The sequence below is a fragment of the Deinococcus grandis genome (genome assembly GCF_001485435.1).
GTDB lineage: Bacteria > Deinococcota > Deinococci > Deinococcales > Deinococcaceae > Deinococcus > Deinococcus grandis.
The window spans coordinates 3,142,224-3,163,336 of record NZ_BCMS01000001.1; the positions used below are offsets into that span (position 1 = coordinate 3,142,224).

At 70.6% G+C, this 21,113-nt stretch carries 13 protein-coding genes and 1 riboswitch; all 13 genes read right to left on the reverse strand.

Translation table 11 applies throughout. The features are described 5' to 3' along the window. Nucleotides 1-53: 53 nt before the first annotated feature. The 13 genes from DEIGR_RS15070 to DEIGR_RS15130 all read right to left on the reverse strand — a co-directional run bounded on the left by DEIGR_RS15070 (nucleotide 54) and on the right by DEIGR_RS15130 (nucleotide 20,836). A complete protein-coding gene (locus DEIGR_RS15070; RefSeq protein ID WP_058978375.1) occupies nucleotides 54-2,669 on the reverse strand; it encodes a DUF11 domain-containing protein in 2,616 nt (871 codons plus the stop codon). A 13-nt stretch (nucleotides 2,670-2,682) separates the two neighbouring features. Further along, a complete protein-coding gene (locus DEIGR_RS15075; RefSeq protein ID WP_058978376.1) occupies nucleotides 2,683-7,500 on the reverse strand; it encodes a COG1361 family protein in 4,818 nt (1,605 codons plus the stop codon). Further along, complete coding sequence (locus DEIGR_RS15080) at nucleotides 7,501-10,392, reverse strand: DUF11 domain-containing protein (protein ID WP_236704766.1); 2,892 nt, start codon at nucleotides 10,390-10,392, stop codon at nucleotides 7,501-7,503. A gap of 142 nt (nucleotides 10,393-10,534) precedes the next feature. Beyond that, on the reverse strand, nucleotides 10,535-12,547 hold the full coding sequence (locus tag DEIGR_RS15085) for a DUF11 domain-containing protein (RefSeq protein WP_153013773.1): 2,013 nt from the start codon (nucleotides 12,545-12,547) through the stop codon (nucleotides 10,535-10,537). A gap of 29 nt (nucleotides 12,548-12,576) precedes the next feature. Next, entirely contained in the window at nucleotides 12,577-13,098 is a 522-nt protein-coding gene (locus tag DEIGR_RS15090) for a hypothetical protein (RefSeq protein ID WP_058978378.1), read from the reverse strand. A gap of 53 nt (nucleotides 13,099-13,151) precedes the next feature. Then, nucleotides 13,152-13,237: riboswitch (cyclic di-GMP riboswitch) on the reverse strand. A 132-nt stretch (nucleotides 13,238-13,369) separates the two neighbouring features. Next, nucleotides 13,370-14,554: a glutamine-hydrolyzing carbamoyl-phosphate synthase small subunit gene (carA, locus tag DEIGR_RS15095; protein ID WP_058978814.1), complete on the reverse strand. Its 1,185-nt coding sequence runs from the start codon at nucleotides 14,552-14,554 to the stop codon at nucleotides 13,370-13,372. A 74-nt stretch (nucleotides 14,555-14,628) separates the two neighbouring features. After that, nucleotides 14,629-16,293, reverse strand: a complete 1,665-nt coding sequence (locus tag DEIGR_RS15100) for a hypothetical protein (RefSeq protein WP_153013774.1) — start codon at nucleotides 16,291-16,293, stop codon at nucleotides 14,629-14,631. Between the two features lie 71 nt (nucleotides 16,294-16,364). Then, the gene (locus tag DEIGR_RS15105; RefSeq protein ID WP_058978379.1) at nucleotides 16,365-16,892 is read right to left on the reverse strand and encodes an N-acetyltransferase; all 528 of its coding nucleotides are present in this window, start codon (nucleotides 16,890-16,892) and stop codon (nucleotides 16,365-16,367) included. A gap of 85 nt (nucleotides 16,893-16,977) precedes the next feature. After that, on the reverse strand, nucleotides 16,978-17,427 hold the full coding sequence (locus DEIGR_RS15110; RefSeq protein ID WP_058978380.1) for a GNAT family N-acetyltransferase: 450 nt from the start codon (nucleotides 17,425-17,427) through the stop codon (nucleotides 16,978-16,980). A 141-nt stretch (nucleotides 17,428-17,568) separates the two neighbouring features. Beyond that, nucleotides 17,569-18,054, reverse strand: coding sequence for a GNAT family N-acetyltransferase (locus tag DEIGR_RS15115; protein ID WP_058978381.1), 486 nt, complete (start codon nucleotides 18,052-18,054; stop codon nucleotides 17,569-17,571). A 55-nt stretch (nucleotides 18,055-18,109) separates the two neighbouring features. Continuing rightward, complete coding sequence (gene argH / locus DEIGR_RS15120) at nucleotides 18,110-19,501, reverse strand: argininosuccinate lyase (protein ID WP_058978382.1); 1,392 nt, start codon at nucleotides 19,499-19,501, stop codon at nucleotides 18,110-18,112. A gap of 391 nt (nucleotides 19,502-19,892) precedes the next feature. Further along, nucleotides 19,893-20,357: a GNAT family N-acetyltransferase gene (locus tag DEIGR_RS15125; RefSeq protein ID WP_058978383.1), complete on the reverse strand. Its 465-nt coding sequence runs from the start codon at nucleotides 20,355-20,357 to the stop codon at nucleotides 19,893-19,895. Further along, the gene (locus DEIGR_RS15130) at nucleotides 20,354-20,836 is read right to left on the reverse strand and encodes a GNAT family N-acetyltransferase (protein ID WP_236704767.1); all 483 of its coding nucleotides are present in this window, start codon (nucleotides 20,834-20,836) and stop codon (nucleotides 20,354-20,356) included. Before DEIGR_RS15130 ends, DEIGR_RS15125 begins: the two co-directional genes overlap by 4 nt. Nucleotides 20,837-21,113 lie beyond the last annotated feature (277 nt).

Below are 21,113 nucleotides of genomic sequence, written 5' to 3' on the forward strand. Positions count from 1 at the left end.
GTGAACGCGGGCCGCCCCCCCGTCCGGGAAGCGGCCCGCAGCTCGGCTGGCCTCTACTGGATGCTGGCGCGGAAGCAGATCGTGACGGTCTGGGCGGGGGCCAGCACGAAGCTGCCGCCCTGCACCGTGACCTTCCCGCCGCTGAGCAGTCCGGCGTCCCCGTCGGCGGCGGCGGTGTAGTACGCCGTGCCGGTCGGCGTGGCCACGCGGATGTCCTGCCCGGCCGCGAAGCCGCCCACCCGGAAGGCCGTGTTGGCGGGCACCATGTCGCTGAAGCTGATGTTCGTGGCGTTCAGGCCGCCCACGTTCGTCGTGGCGATGCAGTACTCCAGGACGTCGCCGGGGTTGCCGCTGCTGCTCGTGCCGACCGGGCCGCCCCGCGTGAGGTTCTGCACGGTCTTCGTGACGGTCAGGCGCGCCGGTTCGAAGACGGGCGTCACGACCTCGTTGCTGGGCACGCCACCGTTGGGGCCGCCCGCGTAGCGCACCAGGGCGGTGTTGCGCACGCTGGCCGGGTAGCTGGCGGGTGCGTTCACGGTCACGCGGAAAGTGACGACCGCCTCATTGTCCAGCGTGGCGGGGGTGCTGTCGATCTTCAGTACCTGCGTGGTGCAGGGCGTGGTCGGCCCGGAGCAGATACCGACCGGCTGCGCGAAGGGGTACGCCGCGCCGCCCAGGCTGGTGCCCGCGCCGTTCGTGACGGTGCTCGTCGCGCCGTTCACGCGGGCGCTGCCGGGCACGTAGGTCGTTCCGGCGGGCAGGGCGTCGCTGAAGGTCACGCCCCCGGCGGGCAGGGTGCCGCCGTTGCGGATCACGACGCGGTACTCCAGGGTGTCGCCGGGCTGCACCTTGTCCCCGCCCGTGCCCGCGACCTTGGTGACGCTCTTGACGGCGTTCAGGCTGGGGGCCAGGACCGGGTACGTGCAGCTGGCCAGGTCGGTGGATCCCAGCGTGGCCGTACCGACCGGGGTGTACGTGACGTTGGCGAGGTCCAGTTTCACCAGTCGGCCCAGGTTGTCACGGGCGTAGATGCCGCCCGGCGCGGCGGCGATCCCGTTGAACTGCGAGTCCTGCGCGGGGCTGCTGAAGTTCCCCAGGTACTCGGCGCTGGCGCTGCTGCCGGACGGCGTGACCAGCCACAGGTCGATGGCGTTCGAGCCGGTCACGGCGCTGATCATGTACAGTTTGCCGCTGCTGTCGGCGAAGAAGTCCCCGTTGTCCTTGAAGCTGGGCGCGCCGCTGGAGGTGCTCGTCAGGGCGCCCAGGGACGTCACGGCGTACCCGCTGCCGCTGCCGGTCGTGAACGACCAGATGTTCCCGCCGGAGTCCATGGCGTAGCCGGTGCCGCCGCCGGTGACGGCCATGCGGACCAGTCGGCCGCTCACGCCGGTGAAGGTGCCGCCCGCGTACCAGCCGCGCAGGGCAGTGTCGTACACCCACAGGCGGTTGCTGCCGTCCGCGGCGACGAAGAAGCGTTTCGAGTCGGGCGACACGCCCAGCGTGGCCGAGGTGATCGCGGATCCGGTGCCGCTCAGCGCGGCGATCTGCGTGCCGACCGCGTTCGTGGTGACGTCCAGTTCGTTGATGGTCACGCCGCTCAGGTTCGTGCCGCCGGGCGCGACGGCCAGGGCGTACACCTTCGAGCAGACGGGCGCGGTGGTCGTGACGGTGGTGGTGTTCACCGCGCACTGCCCGCCGGTGCCCGTGCAGGTGCCGGGGTCGGGGGTGGGGTCGGGGTCGCCGCCCCCGCCGACACTGGCGCGGTTGGTGACGGTCCCGGCGGCCTCGGCGGCGACGGTGACGGGCACGCTCAGGGTGGCGGTAGCGCCGACCGTCAGGTTCGGGGTGCCGGTGCAGGTCACGAGTCCGGCGCTGGTGGTGCAGGTCCAGCCGGTCGCGGGCGTGAAGGAGGCGGGCGCGCCGATCCCGGTGGGCAGCCGGTCGGTCACGGTCACGCTGCCCGAGGTGGCCGCGCTGCCGCTGTTCGTGACGGTCAGGGTGTACGCGGCGCCGCTCTGGTTCACGGTCCAGGGGCCGTTGCTGCCCTTGGTGATGGTCAGCTGGGGCTGCGGCGCGCAGCTGAGTTTCAGGTCGTCGAGTTTCAGGACGTTCGCGTCGCCGCTGACGCCGTCTTTCAGGGTCAGGACCTTCACGGTGACCTGACTGCCCGGCGCGGTGAAGGCCGGAACGGTCTGGAGGGTGTACCCGGTGGTCAGGACGCTGCCGTTCATGCTGGCCAGCAGGGCGCCGGTGGCGGTGTCCACGAACTCGTAGCGCAGCTGGCTGGGCGTGGTGGCGTGCGTGCGGGCGTAGTTCTGGTAGGTGACCTTCGATCCGGCCGGGACGGTCACGACCTGCTGGAACAGCACGCGGGGCGTGGTGAGCAGCGCGCCGCTCTTGCCCTCGAAGTTCGCGACGTTCAGGTACAGGGCGTAGCCGCCGTTGCCGGTGCGGTCGATCTGGTTCCAGAGGGTGTACTTCCCGGCGGTGTTCGTCACGGTGTTCACGTCCGTGACGTACGCGTGGCTCAGGACGCTGCCCTGGGCCGCGTTGGTGTTGAAGCTCTCGGTCCAGGGACTGCTGGGCGTGCAGGTGGTCGCGGCGGCGAGGCTCAGGCTGGACAGGGCGGCCAGCGGCAGCAGGCGCCGCAGGGTGGTCAGGATGTGCATGCGGGGCCTCACGTCAGCGCCCCCCGGTGGTGTCGGGCGCGGGGGCGGGACTCTGTCCGTCGTCGAGCATCAGGTCCAGGCGCAGGTACGCGCCCTGGCGGGTGTACACGTTCGTGCCGATCCCCTGGAACCCCACCGGGTTGTACCCCAGGGTCAGCCAGGTGCCGGGCAGCGCGCGGTAGCTGGCTTCCAGTCCGGCGCTCAGCAGGGTGCTGCCGGTGGCGGGCTGCACCAGGCCGCGCGCGGCGAGGCCCAGGCCCAGCCGGTCGGTGACGTAGTACGTGCCGCTCAGGCTGCCCTGGTAGGTGGCGCTGCCCGGCTGGGCCAGCAGGGCGCGGCCTGCCAGTCCGGCGCGCAGGGCGTAGCGGGGCACGTGGTACTCGACGTTCGCCTCGCCGATCAGTTCCGGGGTGCCGCCCGCGAGCGCGCCGTCCTTGTAGCGCAGGTAGCTCAGGCCCTGCCAGGGCCCGGCGCGCAGCGCGCCCGAGACGGCGTAGTTCGCGCCGGCCCCGGCGCCGAGGATCTGGTGCCCTTCGGCACTCAGGGTGAGCTGATCGTTGACGCTGTAGGTGGCGCCGCCCTTGAGGGCCACGCTGAAGCCCGCGTCGGTGCGGGAGGCGTCGGCGGCCAGGGTGGCAGCCAGCGTGTCGGTCTTGTAGCGCACGCCCACCCCGGCGTTCCAGCTGCTCTCGTCCCGGGTGTCGCCGTCGGTGTCGAGGATCAGGCTGCCGCGCAGGTCCACGGCGGCGCGGTCACTGACGGGCAGGGTGGTGTCCACGCCGATGCGGGCGCGGTTGCCCCAGCCGTCCGCGCCGGGCAGGTCGTAGTTGACGGCCAGGTTGGTGCCGCCCAGTTTGGTCTGCAGGCCCAGGCTGGCGCGTTGCCCCTCACCCCAGGTGATGTCGTCACGGGCGGTCAGGGTGACGTTCTCGGCGACGGGGACGCTGGCCTTGACGGTGGTGGTGGTGTCCAGCGTGCCGCTGAGGGCCTGCACGTGGTCGACCTGCACGCCCAGCCCGCTGCGGGCGTAGGCGGCGCTGACGATGGCGGCCACGCCCTGCCGGTCCCCGAAGCCCGCGCGGATCCCGGCGCCCAGCGTGAACGGCGAGAAGGTGTACAGGCCGCGCAGGTCGGCCGTGCCGCCACTGGTGGCGGGGGTGGTCCCGGCGGCGGGCGTGGCGGCGTAGGTGGCGCGGGCGTTCAGCGCGAACCGGTCGGTCAGGCGGTAGGTGGCGTCCGCGGCGGCACCCAGGCCGGGGGCGGCGGCGTTCAGGCCCGCGTAGCCGGGAGTCTGGTAGTGCAGGCTGCCGCTCAGGGCGAAGCGGTCGCCCTGCACGCTGGCGCTGCCGTCCACCAGGGTCCCCTGCGCGGCGTACGCGGCGAGCAGGTCGGCGCGGCGCGTCCCGTCGTCGTAGCGGGCGCGCGCGCCGACGCTGGTCACGCCGTCCAGGCTGACGGCCGCCGCCGCGACACTCAGGGTGTCGGTCACGCGGTACTTGCCCTGCACGCCCCAGGCGAGGGTGCGTGCGCCGAGCGGGTCGTTCAGGCGGTAGCTGAGCTCGACGCGCACGGTGCGGCCCTGGTCGTCCAGCAGGTTCAGGGGCCGCTGGAGGTACAGGACGCCGGCGGCGGGGTCCAGGGTGTAGTCGCTCAGGCGGGCCAGCGGGCGGCGCTCCTGCGCGCCGGTCACGGGGTCGGTGAGGAGCAGCGTGACGGTCTCGCTGTCCGCCGCGAGGTCCTGGTCGGGCAGCGGCAGGGCGCGCAGGCCGTTGGCGTCCAGCGTGACGCGTTTCAGGTCGCCGGGCAGCGCGGCCACGAAGCCGGACAGCTGGGCGGGGGCGCCGCGCGTGAAGCCGCTCAGGGCGGTGGGCGTGACGCCGACGGTGAACACGTCGATGGGCAGCGGCGCCTGCCGGTAGCTGACCGAGAAGGCCGGGTGCTCGTAGCGCGCCGCGACCGGGTCGATGCCCTGCAGGGGCACGGTCTCGGTGCTGCTGTCGCCGTGCGTGGGGTAGCGCTGGAGGGGGTTGGCGGTGGTGGGCAGGCCCTGGTCGCGGTCCTGCCGGACGGTGGTGGCGCCGCTGGCGGTGCGGTCGGCGGTGAGGGCGCCGCTGGCCGCGACGTACAGTTTGCCGTCCCCGATGGGCGTTTCCAGGTAGCCCTGCGCGCGGGCTTCCCCGGCGGCGACGCCGCTGCCGCTCAGGATGCCGCCGACGCTGAGCATGCCGATGCCGACGCGGGTGCGGCTGGGCAGCGCCTCGAAGCCCTTGCTGATCACGCGGTCGCCCAGGCGCACGCGGACGTCGAAGTGGGCGGGCGCGGCGAGCGGTTCGAGTTCCAGGACGCCCTCGCCGTCGGTCAGTTTCACCTGGTAGCTGACCACGCGGGGCTGCGCGTCGGGCTGGGTGGGTTCCAGGGTGGCCTGCACGGTGACGTTGCCGCTGGCGGTGCCGATCCCGGCGGCGTCGGTCAGGCGGATGCCGACGCGGATGGGCGTGACGCCGTCGGCGATGAGCTGCTGGCCGCTGAATTCGGCACTGACGGGCGTGCCCGCCAAGTTCACGCGGACGGTCTGCCCGGCGAAGGTCAGGGTGTTCTCGCCGCTGCGCAGCGCGACGCCGTAGAACTCCTGGCGCTGCGTGCCGCGTTCGGCGTCCACCGCCCTGCGGCCCAGGCTGGCCGGGTCGACCGGCGCGCCGTTGATCAGGGGCAGTTCGGCGCTGTCTGCGGGGCTCTCCACGACGACGGTCACGCGGTCGCGGTCGCGGTACACCGCGCCGTCCAGCGGGAGTTTCAGCGCGCCGCTGTTCTCGCGCGCCTGGGTGGCGGTCACGGGTTGCAGGGCGCTCAGGTCGTCCAGGGTGCCCTCGCCGACGAGGACGCTGACCTGTCCCCCGGCGTACCGGCCGACCAGGGTGGGGCTCTGCAGGGCCGGGAGGCTGCCCTCGTGCGTGACGCGGTAGGTCAGGACGCCCCGGGGCGCGCCGGGCGTCGTCCAGTACAGTGTGCCGCTGGCGCCCACCTGCGGGTCGGCCAGGGGGCGGCCGCTCAACTGGCTGCTGCCGGGCACGTAGCTGGCCCCGGCGGGCGGCTGGTGCGCCACGACGACCTGCGTGGCGTTCCGGGTGGTGGGCACGTCGTAGGGGATGCGGACGGTGCTCTCGCGGGTCTGCGTGACGACCGGGGTGGGCGCGGGGGGCGGGGGCGTGGTGACGCCCAGGGTGCCGCCCACGACCTGCTGCGTGGCGCAGTTGCTCGTCAGGGTGGCGCTCAGCTGGCCCTGCTCGCCGCCCGCGCCCTTCACGCGGGCGCGGTAGCTGAGGGTCCGCTCCTCGCCGGGCTGGAGTTCGCCGCTGAAGCTGGTGGGGTCCAGGGCTTCCAGGGTCTCGCCGGGCTGGTCGGTCAGTTCGAAGGGGGCGGGGGCGGCGCTGGTGTTGCGCAGCGTGAGGGTCACGGTGACGGTCTCGCCGGGGAGGGTGGCGGCCAGGGGCGCGCGGCGCAGTTCGATCTGGGTGGCGCTGGGCAGCACCTGCACGCCCAGCGACTGGCTCTGGTTCCAGGGGGCCAGGGTGGCGCGGGCCTCGCCCTGCGTGGCGGCAACCGCGCGGGCCTCGAAGGTCAGCACGCCGGGGTTGGCGGCGTCCACGCGGGCGGTGACGCTGGTGTCGCCCTGCGCCTCGAATCCGGCGGGGAGCGCCACGCGCAGGCTGGCGGGCAGGGTCTGCCGCTCGAAGTCGGTGGTGGCGCGCGCGGTGAAGGTCACCACGTCGCCCACGCAGACCTCGGCTTTGTCGGCGGTGAAGCTCAGGTTCAGACTGGGTTTGACCTGCACGGCCACGCGCGCGGTCTGGCCCTTCGTGACGGTCGCGGCGGGCGCGTTGACGCTGACCTCGGCTCCCTTGACCGGCTCGGCCTGTACGGGGTACTCGCGGGCGGGCAGCGTGAAGGGCCCGGCCTGCCCATTGACCGCGTAGGTCTGTTCACCCACCGTGACGGTCGCCTGGGTAGGCAGCGTCTCGTCCGGGAGGACCAGTTCGGCCCGGATGTCCAGCTTGCCGGTGGTGTCGGCCGTGACGATCTGGATCGGGCCGGTGCTGAGTTCGAACCCCACCGAGTTCGACCACTGGAAGGTCTTGGGCGGCTGGCGCAGGTACAGGGTGTAGTTGCCCTGGTCCTCGGGGACCTTGATCTCGTCCCACTGCAGCTGTCCGCTGACCTTGACGGGGTAGGCGTTGCCCTGCGCGTCGCGGACTTCGCCCTGCAGTTCGCCCGGGCCGTCCCCGTCGTACATGCGGATGCTCATGGGCCCGCCGGGGTTGTACACGTTCAGGGCGGGCACCCAGTCGTTGCTGCGCACCGTGACGTTCAGGTGATCGGCCTCGACGGCGGCGCTGACGGACGTCAGGCGCAGCGCGAAGGTGTTCTTGCCGTTGCCCTGGGTGCGCACGCGCAGGGTGTACGTCCCGGCTTTCAGGTCGCTGTTCAGGAAGGTCTGCCAGTCCTGCGCGCCCTGCCCGAATTCCTGCTGCCGGATGACCTGCCCGTCCGCGCCGAGCAGCGTGAAGGTGCTGCCGACCGGGAGTTTGGGGGCGGGGTCGTAGTTCTCGTCGCCGTACTGGTCGGGCGTGCGGTAGTCGGCCGGGTCGAACTGCGCGCCGTACACGTCCAGCTGCACACGCGAACTGAGGCCCACGACCAGTCGCAGGTCCTGATCGCCGACCGTCCACATGAGCCGGTCGCCGACCGAGGTCAGGGGAAGCGAGGTGGCGATGTCCTGCGCGGCGGCCGTTCCCAGCAGGGCCGCGGTCAGGGTGGTGATGGCGCGTTTCACTCAGTACCTCCAGCGGGCGGCCGGGTCGGTCACGGCGCCCTTGAGATCCCCAGCCCAGCGGAAGCGGTAGGTCAGGACGCGCTCGCCGCCGGGGAGGGTGGTGAAGGTCAGGGCGTGCTGTCCGTCGAGCAGTTCGGCGCCCTGGGGCAGGGGGTCGTTCAGTTCCACGCCGCTCAGGTCGGTGCTGGCGCCCAGGGTCAGCTGCACGAGGTACACGCCGGGCTCCTGCTCGAACACCTGCTTGCGGACAGTCAGGGTCTGCGGCGTCTGCAGCGGCAGGGTGCTCGTCACGCGCAAGGTGGTGTCGCGCACGACCGCGATGTCCCCGGCGTCGGGCGCCAGCGGGAAGTCGGCGCTGGTCAGGTTCCGCACGTAGATCAGGCGGCTGCCGGGCCGTCCGGCGTCCTGCGGGACGCTCAGGGGCGCGTGCGCGACGCTGTTCGGATCGAGTCGCAGCGCCGCCTCGCCCTCCATGAGGTTCCGGAAGTGGTAGCGGCCCTGCGCGTCGGTCAGCGCGGCGCGGCCACCGGCAAGGATCACGCGGGCGTTCAGGACCGGGCGGTCCACGGCGCGGTCGTAGATGCCGTTGCGGTTCACGTCCTGGAACACGTACCCGACCAGATCGGCGGTGTTGCGCCCGAAGATCAGCGGGTCAATGGTGTTCACGGCGCTGCTGGGCGGCGTCTGGGTCTCGCCGTTGTTGCTGACGGCGGTGGCGATGGCGCTGTTGCGGATCTGCGTGCCGGCGTCGGGCGTGACGACCGCGTCGAAGGTGATCACGGCGCTCGCGCCGGGCGCCAGGCCGGGGATCTCCCAGACGTACGTGCGGCCCGTGACGACCGGGGTGATCTCGGTGCCGTTCAGGAGGCTGCTGCCCTCCACGTAGGTCAGGCCGGTGGGCAGGGTGTCCTGCACCTTGATGGCGTCCAGGACGCCGGTCGCGCTGCGGTTCGTGACGGTGAAGGTGTACGTGATGGTCTGCCCGTAGGCGACCACGGCGGGGCTGCTGGTCTTGACCAGGGTCAGGTTGCCGCTGCGGAACACGCCGTTCACGACCGGGTTGCTGGGGACGGGGTCGGGCAGTTCGCCGCTGCTCACCGTGAAGACGTTCACGGCGCGCGCGCCGTCCGGGGTGCCCTGCGGCACGCGGACCTGCAGGGTCAGGTCGAAGCTCTGCCCGGGGTCCAGGCGGGTCAGGCGCCACACGACCGTCTCGCCCTCCAGGGTGCCGCCCTGGTCGGCGCTGACGAAGTCCAGCAGGTCGGTGCGGATCAGGGTGCCGCTGGCGTCGAACACCAGCAGGTTGCGCAGCGAGTCGCGCACGACGACGTCGGTCAGGGGGAAGCTCTGGGTGTTCGTGAGTCGCAGGTGGTACGTGAGCAGCTGCCCCGGTTCCACCAGTCCGCTGACGTCGCCGCTCTTGACGGGGTTCAGGGTCAGGGGCGCGACGGTGGTCAGGACGTCCACGGTCAGGTTGTCGGCGGCGCCGCGGCTGCTCGTGGCGGTCAGGACGGCTCGGAAGGCCTCGGCGGCGGAGCTGACGTTCGCCCGGGTGGGCACGTAGCAGGCATTGAAGTCCTTCGTGCCCTGCGGCGCGAGGTCCGTGCGGAAAGGTTCGGTGATGGGCGTCCCGTCGCGTTCCGTGAAGCGGAGGGTGCCCTCGCCGGTCTCGACGCGGCCGCTGACCGTGAGGGTGTCGGTGCGGTCCCCGAGGTTCTGCGCGGTGTGCGGGAAGCAGACCTCGGTGTTCAGCAGCGCGTTGGCCTTGCGCTGCAGGTCGTCGCTGCTGAGTTCGCCGCCGGGCAGCGCCTGGGGGTTGCCGAGGGGGCCCAGCGCGATCAGCGGCTGGTAGCGCAGGGTGACGTCGGCGGGGGCGTCCACGCTGATGTCCCCGCTGCGCAGCTGCGCGACGTTGCGGCGCGTGCCGGTGGCCTCGGGGCTGCGCAGGCGGAAGGTCAGGGTGAGGGTCGCGCCGGGCGCGAGGCTGTCCACGCGGGCACGGATGCCCGCGACGGGGCTGGTCTCGGTGGCCTGCCACGCCTGCCCGTCGGCGCTGTACTCGGCCGTGGCGGCCGGGGCGGCGCTGCCGCTCAGGCGGACGCTGCCGCTCACGAACACGAAGTCCTGCAGTTCTGGGGTGTTCAGGATGTCCGTGACGGTCACGGCGCGCGACGGGCCGTTGCCCGCGTTGCGGGCGGTCAGGGTGACGGTCGTCTCGTCGCCGGGGCGCAGCGTGGCGGGCGTGAAGGTCTTCTCCAGCGTCAGGGCGGGCGGGTCGCCCACGGTCAGGCGCGCGACGTTGTCCTCGTCGGTCTCGCCGTCCAGGCCGCGCACGTTGCTGCCGCAGCGGACGAGCAGGTTGGGGTAGGCCGCGCCGCGGTCGCTGGCCTGCGTGGTCGCGCGCACGAGCAGCGTGGCGCCCGCGTCGGCGGCCAGGTTCAGGCTGGTCAGGGCCGCCTCGTCCGGGTCGATCTGGCCGTTGCCGTTCGCGTCGCGGTGCACGCTCAGGTCGCCGGGCGTGAACTGCGACGCCACGTCGGGCCGCACGCCGAGGTTCAGGGTGTTCGCGGCGTTGCCGGTGTTCGTGACCACGTACCGGAAGGTGGTGCGCTCGCCGGGCAGCAGCGCCGCGCTCTGCCCGGGCTGCGCGACCGTGCCGTTCGGCAGGGCGCTGACCGAGCACACCGCCTGCACGGTCGTCGTGACCGGCGGGGTGGGCACGCGCACGGGCGGCTCGCCGGGCGGCGTGAATTCCAGGGTCGCCGTGTTCTGGATGACGGTACCGGCGGGGGTACCGGCGGCGTGGGCCGCGCCGAGCAGCGCCGGAGGCAGCGCCAGGGTCAGGCGGGCCAGCAGCTTCAGTGCTGCGGAGGGAAGTGAGGGGGTTCGCACGGGGCCTCCCGGAATGAGGGGGATCGGTGAAGGTGGTTTCTGCTGTTGTGGGCGGGACAGGGGAGGAAAAAAGGTGTGGCCGGGGGTCTCCCCTGCCCGGTGGGGCGCGCCCGCGCAATCGGGGCGGGCGCGCCGGGGACGGTCAGTTAACCGTGACCTTGAAGATGAGCGTGATGCTCTCCCCAGGGGCCAGAATGTCGCCGGTATCGATGGTGCCGTTGCCGTTGGTGTCCACCCCGGCATACACGGTGCCGCCGGTGGCCAGGGTCGTGATCTTGGCTGCACTCCAGGTGGTGCCGTTGGTGGAGTACAGGATGGTGCCCGCTGCGGTGCTGAAGGCCTCGACGCTGTCCTGGAGTGCAGGGGCAGGACGCGTGGTGCTGAAGCTGGTGTTGGCGGGCAGGGTGTCCTTGATGAACGCCTTCGTGACGTTGGCGTTGCTGGTGTTCTTCCCGATGATGGTGTACGTCAGCTGCTCGCCGGGCTTGGCTTCAGCCTTGTCGACGGTCTTGCTGGGCGCGGCGACCGGGGTCTTGCCGACCAGGATGGTGTCGTTCGTGTCGGGCACAGTCACGCCGGTCGTGGGGGACTTGGCGGTCTGGTTCAGGGTGATGGTCTGCGCGGCGGCGGCGCAGGGCACGTCCACGGCGGCGATCAGTTTCAGCTCTGCGCCGGGGGCCAGCGCGCCGGTGTCGGGAATGCCGTTGCCGTTGGTGTCGGTCAGGGCGAGCTCACCCGTGTCCAGGGCCCTGTTGCCGTTGGTGTCCCTGAAGTACTGCACGGCGACGTTCTGGGTGGTGCCGTCGGTCAGTTTGATGGCCGCAACGCCGCTCACGTCGAAGGTGTCGGGTGCGCTGCCCAGGTTGGCGATCTCCAGGGCGACCGTGGAGCGGATGGCCGGGCTGCCCGCCGTGCAGGTGCTGGGCGGCAGGATCGGGCTGGTGGGGCTGCCGGGCTGGCCCGCCTCGGGCGTGCCGGGGATGGTGGGGTCGCCGCCGGGGGTGGGGGTGGGGTTCCCGAAGGACAGGCCGGGCAGGTTCACGATGTCCTTCGTGTCGTCCTTCTTGCTGGGGTCGTTGCTGCTGGTGCTCGTGACCGTCACGGTGGGCAGCGTGCCGGGCGCCGTGGGGGCACTGCCCGCGGGGAAGGTCACCTTGACCAGAATGTCGGCGGTCGCGCCGGGGGCCAGGCTGCCCACGTCGGGCACGCCGTCCCCGTCGGTGTCGGTCAGGGGGGTCCCGTCAGGCTTGAGCAGCGTCACGATCGTCCCGGTGGGGAAGCCCGCCGGCGCGGTGGTGATGTCGAACACGTCGGCGCGGTTGCCGGTGTTCTGGACGGTGTTCGTGAAGGTGATCGTGGTGGTGCTGGTGGTGGCATGCGCGGTCTGCGTGTCGCTGGCGCTGGGGGTGATCAGCACGCCCTCGGGGCTGGCGTAGGGGGCGGTGACGGGATTGCCGTTGCCGTCCGGGTCGGCCTTCGGCCCGATGAGGGTGGCGTCCTTGCGGTCCACGGTCGTGACGTTGGAGTTGTTGGCGTCGCGCGGGACGCTGGGGTCGTTGTTGAAGGCCGGGTTGTCCTGGCGGGTGCCGCTGGGGTCGGCGCCGTACTTGTCGGCGTTGGTGGCGGTGGTGGGCACCGTGTACACCTGGAAGAACTTGACGGACTGGTCCGGTTTCACGCCGGTGATGGTGGTGATGGGCGTGGCGGCGGCGATCTCGGCCGGGCTCAGGGTGCCGTCATTGTTGGTGTCGGCACTGGCGGGGTAGTACGTCACGCTGCCGGGGGTCTTCACAGCGGCGGTCGGGTCGGGGGTGTTGGTCAGGACGTAGGACTCGTTGGGGACGTTCCCGGTGTTCGTCAGGGTGTAGGGGAAGACCACGGTGTCACCGGGGCGGGCGGTGGCGGTCTGGCCGGGCTTGCTGTAGTCGGGGGTAGTGACGTCGGCGCTGCCGTCGTTCTTCACGATCGTGAAGCTGGGCACCGGCAGCACGGTGGTCGTGACCTTGTTTGACTCGACGGGGGTGGGGGTCGTGCTGCCTTCGGGGGTGAAGACGATCTCGGCGGTGTTGGTGATGACCGTTCCCGCCTCCGTCGCGGCGTGCGCGGCTCCGGCGGTGAGGGCGATCAGGGCGGTCAGGGTCCAGTGTTTCTTCATGGGCATCCTCCGGGTGGGGGGCAGGGGTGTTACTTGACTTTCACGCGGAAGCTGAACTTCAGCGTCTCGTCCGGGGTGAGGCTGGTGACGGTCCAGCGGACGGTGGTGTAGCTGCTGGTCGGGATGGGGACCTGACGCGTGACCTGCCGGCCGTTCTCGGTGGTGGTGACGGTCCGTCTGGGCTGGGCGCTGAAGGTCTTGCCGCTGTCGGTGGAGTACGTGACCGTCCAGCGTTCCCCGGCGGGGGTGGTGAGCACGCTGAACTCGGTGCCGCGCGGGACGGGAACGGTGACGTTCAGCTGGCCCAGGCGGCGGCCGGAGACGTTGCGCAGCGTGACTTCCTCGCGCAGGATGTCGCCGGGCAGGACGGTCCTGGGCGCGGCGATGATGGTCTCGGTGACCTTGCCGCTGCTGTCCGCGCTGCGTTTGACGAGATCCTGCGTGAGGGTGAAGGTGACGTTCTGCGGCGCGGTCGGCGCGGCCGGGGGCGTGGCCTGCTGGGCCTGGGCCAGCGTGAGGGCGAGGAACAGGGGCGGAATCAGACGCTTCACTCCGGGGGACCTCCGGGGGCAAAAAAAGTGACCGACAGCTGGGGGGATCACTCCCACCGTTCTGTCGGTCGCGCCACTCGCTCCTCATCTGGCTGAGGCGCCCGTATGCGCCAGATGATTCATTGCTCCGGAACAGCTGCTGGCCCGGGGACCGTCCCCGAGGATGCTGGTCTCACTTCACCGTGTTCACACGCTTGTCACTGACCGCGCGAACAATATGAAATTTCTCACCTGCGCATCCCGTCCATCATGTTGTCCCAGCGGGGGATTGTCAAACCCCCAGACGTCCGGCGCTGGCTTTCACAATGGGGGTACCGTTGCCCCCATCGAAGGCGTCGATCTCCTCAATGAAGCGGTCGAACAGGTAGCGGCTGTCGTGCGGGCCGGGGCTGGCTTCCGGGTGGTACTGCACGGAAAACACCGGGTAGCGGCTGTGCGCCATGCCCTCCAGGGTGCCGTCGTTCAGGTTGATGTGGGTGGGCACGAACGCCCCGTTGGGGATCGAGTCGATGTCCACCGCGTACCCGTGGTTCTGGCTGGTGATCTCCACGTTGCCGGTCAGCAGGTTCTTCACGGGCTGGTTGCCGCCGCGGTGGCCGAACTTCATCTTGAAGGTCTTCCCACCTGCCGCGAGGCCCAGGATCTGGTGCCCGAGGCAGATGCCGAAGGTGGGCAGCAGTCCCATGAGTTCCCAGGCGGTCTTGTGCGCGTACTCCAGCGGGGCCGGGTCGCCGGGGCCGTTGCTCAGGAACAGGCCGTGCGGTTGCAGCGCCATGATCTGCGCGGGGGTGGTGTGGGCGGGCACCACGATCGGCTCGATGCCGACCTCGGCCAGCCGCTCGATGATGGTGTGCTTGATCCCGAAGTCCATCAGGACCACGCGCTTGCCGTGCCGCAGGGTGGGGAACGCGTAGGGCAGCGCGGTCGTGACCTCGCGCGTCATGTCGTGGCCGTCAATGTCCTGATGGTCACGGGCGCGCCCCACGTACACGGCTTCCTCGGCGGGCGTGAACTCGCCGTACGGATCCTCCGGGTGCGTGAAGCTGCGGTGCGCGATGACGCCCTTGACCACGCCGCCCGTGCGCAGGCGCCGCACCAGCGCGCGCGTGTCGATGCCCTGGATGCTCACCACGCCGTACTGCTGCATGAAGGCTTCCAGGGACTGCTGCGCGCGGTGGTTGGAGTACTCGCCGCTGAACTCACGGCTGATGAAGCCGCGCACGTAGGGTTTGTTGCTCTCCATGTCGTAGATCGCCACGCCGTAGTTCCCGACGTGCGTGTACGTGATGGTCACGATCTGCCCGTTGTACGAGGGATCGGTCATGATCTCCTGGTACCCGGTCATGGAGGTGTTGAACACCACCTCGCCCACGGTCTCGCCGCGGTGCCCGAACGCGTACCCGCGGTACACGGTGCCGTCTTCCAGAGCCAGGATGGCCCGTTCTTTCCTGATCATGCTGTCCTCCATTCGCGCCTCGCTGGACGCGTTTCATGGCTCAGCTCTACGCGGCACCGTGGTCCCCCGGGGGGTCACCAGCGGTAGCGCACGCTCGCCTTGCCGATAATGACATTCCCCGAAACGGAGCGCTGTGAGGTCGTTCCGTCAAATCGGTTGATGAGGTCCGCCGCGCCCGTCATGGCCCCGGCGAACAGGCCGCTCAGGGCCCTGTCGCCGCTCAGTTCCCTGGGCAGCATCCCGGCGAGGTCCTGCGCCTTCAGGTCCGCCGGGTTGGGCTGGTACGACCAGCCGCCCGAGCCCTGCATGCTCAGACCTGCCGCGCGGAACGCCGCGTCGTCCGCCAGCACCGGCCCCTCGGCCAGCGCAGCGTCCAGCGCCTCCTGGCTGAAGGCGGTGATCAGGTAGTCGCCCCGGAAGGCGTACACCATCTTCAGTCCGGCCAGCACCTCGTCCAGGCCCTCGCTGGCCCCGGCCATGCCCGCGCCGAGCATCAGGGCGCGGGTGTCCACGTCGGCCATGGCGTCGTCCATCAGGGTGTCCATGCCGGTCTTCGTCAGGGACGTCACGGTGCCGCGCAGGCCGTCCAGCGCGTCGTTCACGCTTCGGGCGTACCCGGGCAGGTGCGCGTCGGCCGCCGCGCGGTCCGTGACCCGCTGGTACGACACCATGGTTGCCAGCCCGGCCAGCGGATCCTCCTGATTCAGGCCCGCCTTCAATCCGCCCGCCAGCGTCACCTGCGCGCACTCGTGCCCCAGGTAGCGCCCGGCCTGCTCCAGGTGACTGGCCAGCTGGCTGTCGGTCAGGAACCCGAACGGTTCGAGCAGGTCCACGCGGGTCAGCCAGCGGCCCAGGTAGGCGCCGGTGTCCGGGTGGCAGGCGGTCGCCTGCACGGCCTCGGCACTGGCGGGAATCACCCTCTGCACGCCGAAGTCGGTGGTGTCCAGCAGGATGCGCGCCAGCGGCCTGTCCTTGCCCGCCTGATTCACCACCTGCGCGCTGGCGGTCGTCCAGCCACCCGCCGTGGTGGTCAGGCCACCCGCGAACTGGCCCAGGGTGTCCAGGGCGTCCACGACCGGGGAGAGCAGGCGGGGCAGCATGACCTGCGCCAGCTGCGAGCGGATGACCTTCGCGGCGGCGCTGAAGTTCGCGTACACGCCGAGTTCCTGCGTGCCCGCCGCGCGCTGCGCCGCCGCATACGGCGCGGACGCCGCCAGGGTCGGGGCGGCCTTGCCGCTCAGGCGGCCCAGGTACGCCATCAGGAGGGCCTTGTCGCTGGAGACGTACGTCAGGCCGTTCGAGGTGCCCACGAACGCGCCGTCCACGCGGGAGAAGGTGTAGCGGCCCACCCGCGCGCCGGGTTTCTCGGGCAGCAGCTCGCCGAGCATCTCGTCCGTCAGGGCGCCCGAGCGGGTCACGGCCAGCAGCGCGGGCTCGAAGGCCCCCTTCTTCCCCTGCACGCTGAACACCCCGGCGATCCCCTCGCGGCCCAGCGAGTCGCCCAGCACCGCCTGCGCCACCCCCAGCATGCTGCCGCTGTCCTCACCCAGGTCGGTGCTGCTCAGCAGGCGGTCCGCCGCGCCGAAGAACCGTTTGAACGCAGGCGCGGCGCCATGCGTTTCCAGGGTCAGCAGCGCCCCGGCGGGCAGGCCCTCGGCCAGGGGCCGGACGGTCTGCGCCTGGGCGGCACCGGCGGTCAGGAGGGCGGAGACGGTCAGGGCGGGCAGGAAGCGAGTCACGCCCCCGAGCCTACCTCCCCCCCCGGATGGGTGGTGCCTCACCTGCGGTGGTGTCCCGGCTGCCCGTCCGGTCACCGCAGCTCCCGGTACATGGCGATCTCGTTGCAGTTCTCGAAGAACGCGCAGCGCTGGCATTCACTCCAGACCTTCGGGTGCAGGTTCGTCTTCTCGATGCGGGTGAAGCCGCACTTCTCGAAGAAGCCCTGCTGGTACGTCCACGCGAACAGCGCGGGCAGGTCGATCGCGCGGGCCTCCGCCTCGCACGCCGCCACCAGTTGTTTCCCCAGGCCGCGCCCCTGCATGTTCGGGTGGATCGCCAGCCCGCGCACCTCGGCCAGATCCGGCGCGAGCATGTGCAGGCCGCACACGCCGCCCAGCCCGCCGGGCCGCCCCTCGTGCGGCTCGGCCAGCACCAGATGGAAGTCACGGATCGTCTCGGCGAGCAGCGCCTTGGACCGCACGAGCATCAGCCCGCGCGCCGCCCAGTACCCGATCAGCTCATGAATCGCGTCGATATCCGACAGCCGCGCCTTACGGAACGACAGCGGCGCTTCCGGGTGGATGTCCGGCACCGCGATGGAATCCAGGGAGAGCGTCATTTCTGCCCCTGACGGGGCGGTTGTGGGGTGTGGGATGTGGGTTGTCGGCCTTTTCCCACACCCCACTGCCCACTGCCCACACCCCTTAGCCCAGGGTGCGCATCCAGGTGGTGCCGCCGGGCCGCTCGCCGCGCGACCGGTAGGCCTGCACCTGCGGCGCGTCGGGCAGTTCGCCCATCACGACCGCCAGCGGCACCTGCGTGAAGCCGAACGTGCTCCAGTCGCCGCCCCGGCTGAACATGTAGATCGCGCGGTCCCCGCGGCCCTGCGCGTACTCCACGGCGCTCATGACCAGCCGCCGCCCCAGCCCACCACCGCGCGCCTCGGGCAGCACGGCCGCGCCGCGCAGCAGCGAGGCCCCATCGCCGTGCTCCAGGCCGATCGCGCCGATCGGCTGCCCGCCCCGCTCCAGCACCCAGTACGTGGTGCCGCCCGCGAGGGCCGCCTCGGTGTCCAGGCCCGCGTCGTGAAACACGCGGGTCACGGTGTCCTTGTCTTCGGGGGTCGCCATTCGAACGTGCACGGAATCGGTCATGCGCTGCTCCTTCAATGAAAGAAAGCTCGGCGGTCACGGTGACCGCAGGTCGACACGGGTGTTGCGTGGCGACAGCATAGCGCAAGGCCGCGTGGAAGCACTGCCACAGGAGCAGGCGCGCAGAGGGCAGGCTGAAAGTCTTCACCCCTGCGTCACCTCGGGCTGCGGCAGGTCCAGCCGCCACACGAGTTCCTCGTCGATCCAGCCCTTGCTCAGGCCGCTCCTGACCTGCGGCACGTCCGGCAGCGCGCCCGCCACGTCCGCCGCGCTGGACGGCTGAAAGCCGAAACGCGCCCAGTAATCCCCGGCTTCCGAGCTGAACAGGAACACCGTGCGGTCCCCGCGCAGGCTCGCGTGCGTCAGCGCCGAGCGGACCAGCGCGCGGCCCAGGCCCTGACCGCGCGCCTCGGGCACCACCGCCGTCGAACGGATCAGGCTCACGCCCTGGCCGTGCTCCAGGCCGATGCAGCCGCCGGGCACGCCGTCCAGATCCGCGATCCAGTACGTACCGGCCCCCAGGTCCACGCTGCTGGTGTGCAGCCCGCAGCGGGTCAGGAGGTCCAGGACGATGGGCAGGTCCGCCGGGGCGGCCTGACGAAGTTTCACGTGCATGTCAGTCAGGGTCATGGGTTCCTCCAGGGGGACCGGGACAGAGGGTGGGGGGACGGAACGGAATCGGGAGTCAGGAGTTCAGGCGCGTCCTGGCCTGCTCGATGGCCTCACGGACGCGGTGCGGGGCGGTCCCGCCGAAGCTGGCGCGCCCACGGACGCTCTCCTCGACGGTCAGGGACTGCGCGACCTCCGCGTTCAGGAGGGGGTGCGCGGCGCGCAGTTCCGCATCCGTGAGGTCCCACAGCTGCCGCCCGCTGCGGCTGGCGACGCCGACCAGTCCGCCGACGACCTCGTGCGCCTCGCGGAACGGGACGCCCTGGCGGGCCAGGAAGTCCGCGACGTCGGTGGCCGTGCTGTAGCCGCGCGCGGCGGCGGCGCGGGTCACGTCGGCGTGCCAGACGGTCTTCGGCATCATCTCGGCGTACAGGCGCAGCACGATGCTCAGGGTGTCGTAGGAGTCGAACACGCCCTCCTTGTCCTCCTGGAGGTCCTTGTTGTACGCCAGGGGCGTGCCCTTCACGACCGTCAGCAGGCCCATCAGGTTCCCGAACACGCGGCCCGCCTTGCCGCGCGCGAGTTCGGACACGTCCGGGTTCTTCTTCTGCGGCATGATCGACGATCCCGTCGTGTGGGAATCCGGCAGGGTGATGAAGCCGAACTCGAACGTGGAGTACAGGATCAATTCCTCCGACAGGCGCGACAGGTGCGCCGACAGGATCGCGCAGGCCGACAGGAACTCCAGCGCGAAGTCCCGGCTGCCCACCCCGTCCAGGCTGTTCGCGGTGGGCCGCGCGAAGCCCAGGGCCGAAGCCGTCGCGTGCCGGTCCACCGGCCAGGGCGTCCCCGCCAGCGCCGAGCTGCCCAGTGGCGACTCGTCCATCCGCTCGGCGGCGTCCCGGAAACGGCCCTCGTCACGCTCCAGCATCGCCACGTACGCCATGAACCAGTGACTCAGCAGGATCGGCTGCGCCACCTGAAGGTGCGTGTAGCCCGGCAGGATCACCTCGGATTCCAGGTACTTCCCGGCCTCCGCCAGCATCACCGCGCGCAGGGCGCGGGTCTTCTCGGCCAGGTCCAGCGCGGCTTCCTTCGTGAACAGCCGGAAATCCACCGCCACCTGATCGTTGCGGCTGCGGGCCGTGTGCAACTTCCCCGCCACCGGCCCGATCCGGTCACGCAGGGCCGCCTCCACGTTCATGTGAACGTCCTCGCGGTCAAGACGCCACTCGAAATTCCCCGCGCGGATGTCCGCCAGCACGGCGTTCAACCCGTCCGTGATCTGCGCGACCTCGTCGGCGGTCAGAATCCCGACCTGCCCCAGCATCGCCACGTGCGCCAGCGAACCGCGAATATCCTGCTCCGCGAGCCGCTGATCGAAGCCCACCGACGCGTTGAACAGCTCGACCAGCCCGTCCGTCGCCTCCGCGAAGCGCCCACCCCAGAGTTTCTTATCCTGCGTCATCTTTTTCTCCACGGTGTTTATTTCGCCGTCATCTGCGATTTGCTCCTCACCAGCTGAGCCGGGCTGGTAAGTCTCGATTTTGATTTCCTCTTTTGCCAATCCGGAAGTCAAATCTCTACCCACAAGAGTCAAAGTCGTAAAACTCTCGCTATCAAACCCCTCATGGATAGCAAGTCCGGCATAAAAATAATTAACAGCAGACCCATGCGAGAATCCGGCCGATTTGAGCCAGTCAATCCAATTTTTACCGCCTGACTCCACGTACATCTGGCGAGCAGCAAAAACCTTTGCAGCCAACTCTTTTCGTTCAGGAAGCGAGCGAGAGTAGCGCAGTTTGATCAAATCGCTTTTGACACGATCTAAAATTGCCTGACTCTCTGTCGCTCTTAAATTAGACATGTGTCACTTCCTTCACCAGCACCACCGGGGCGGGGCTGTCGGGGTGGGCGTGCGCGTAGGGTTCGTCGGTGACGGTGTACCCGAGCCGGTCGTAGAAGGGCAGGACGTCCAGGTTGAACTGGCTGACGGCCAGCAGCACGCGCCCGTAGCCGCCCATGCGGGCGACGTGTTCGACCTCGCGCACCAGGGCGCGGCCCACGCCGAGGCGGCGGGCCTGCGGGACGGTCGCGAGCTTGTTCAGGGTCAGGGTCCGGTCGCCGTCCGGGCGGTAGCCGACGCAGCCCAGGACCTCGCCCGCGCCCACGGCGAGGAATCCGCCGGAGCCGGGAGCGAGCAGAGACCGTTCGAGGTCGGCGGGCGTGGTGCGTGTCCAGCTGCTGCGGGGGTCCATTCCGGCGGCCATCATGACGGCGTGGAAGGTGGGGATGTCGTCCGGGTTCACGGGGCGCAGCGTCACGGCGTACCTCCGGTCAGCAGGAGTTTCAGTTCGGCCTGCGGCGTGAACCCCAGCGCCTCGTACGTGGGTCGCCCGGCGTCCGACGCGGTCAGGGTGACGATGTCCACGCCCCGCGCGCGGCACTCCGCGAGCGCAGCCTGCATGAGGACGCGGGCGAGCCGCTGCCCCCGGTGCGCGGGCTGCACGTACACGTTCAGCACGTACGCGCGGGTCGTGGCGGTCGTGTCGGCGTTCGGGGGCAGGTCGGTCCAGAGGATGCCTGCCCCGGCGATCACCTCTCCACCACCCTCGATCAGCAGGCCCGTATAGATACCCGCCGCGAGGGTCCGGGCGTGCCACGCCACCCCGGCGTCGTGCACGGCGGCCAGCCGCGCGGGGTCGCTGCCCATGTCCACAAACATCGCGTCCCGCTGCGCCTGAATGAGCGCCGCATCCGCGGGCGTGGCGAGACGAAGGGTGAACCCGGCAGGCAGGGTCACGATTGACCCTTCCACTGGTCGAGGAGACGTTCACCTGGGGATTTGCAGCTGTTCTGCTCAATGAATGCCGTAACGTCCCGGAGACGCGTCGGGTATGGCCTCCAGGTGTGGGCGTACCTGAATCCAGCGTTCACCAGACGGCGTGCGACTTCCCATCCCTCTGCATCGTTCTGAACGGGCGCTCTGAAGTTCTTGCCCAGGTGGGTCATGGGCTGACCACACTGCGGACACTTGAATTCCGCGGCTCCGGAGTCGAAGCCGACCCCAGAACGCATCG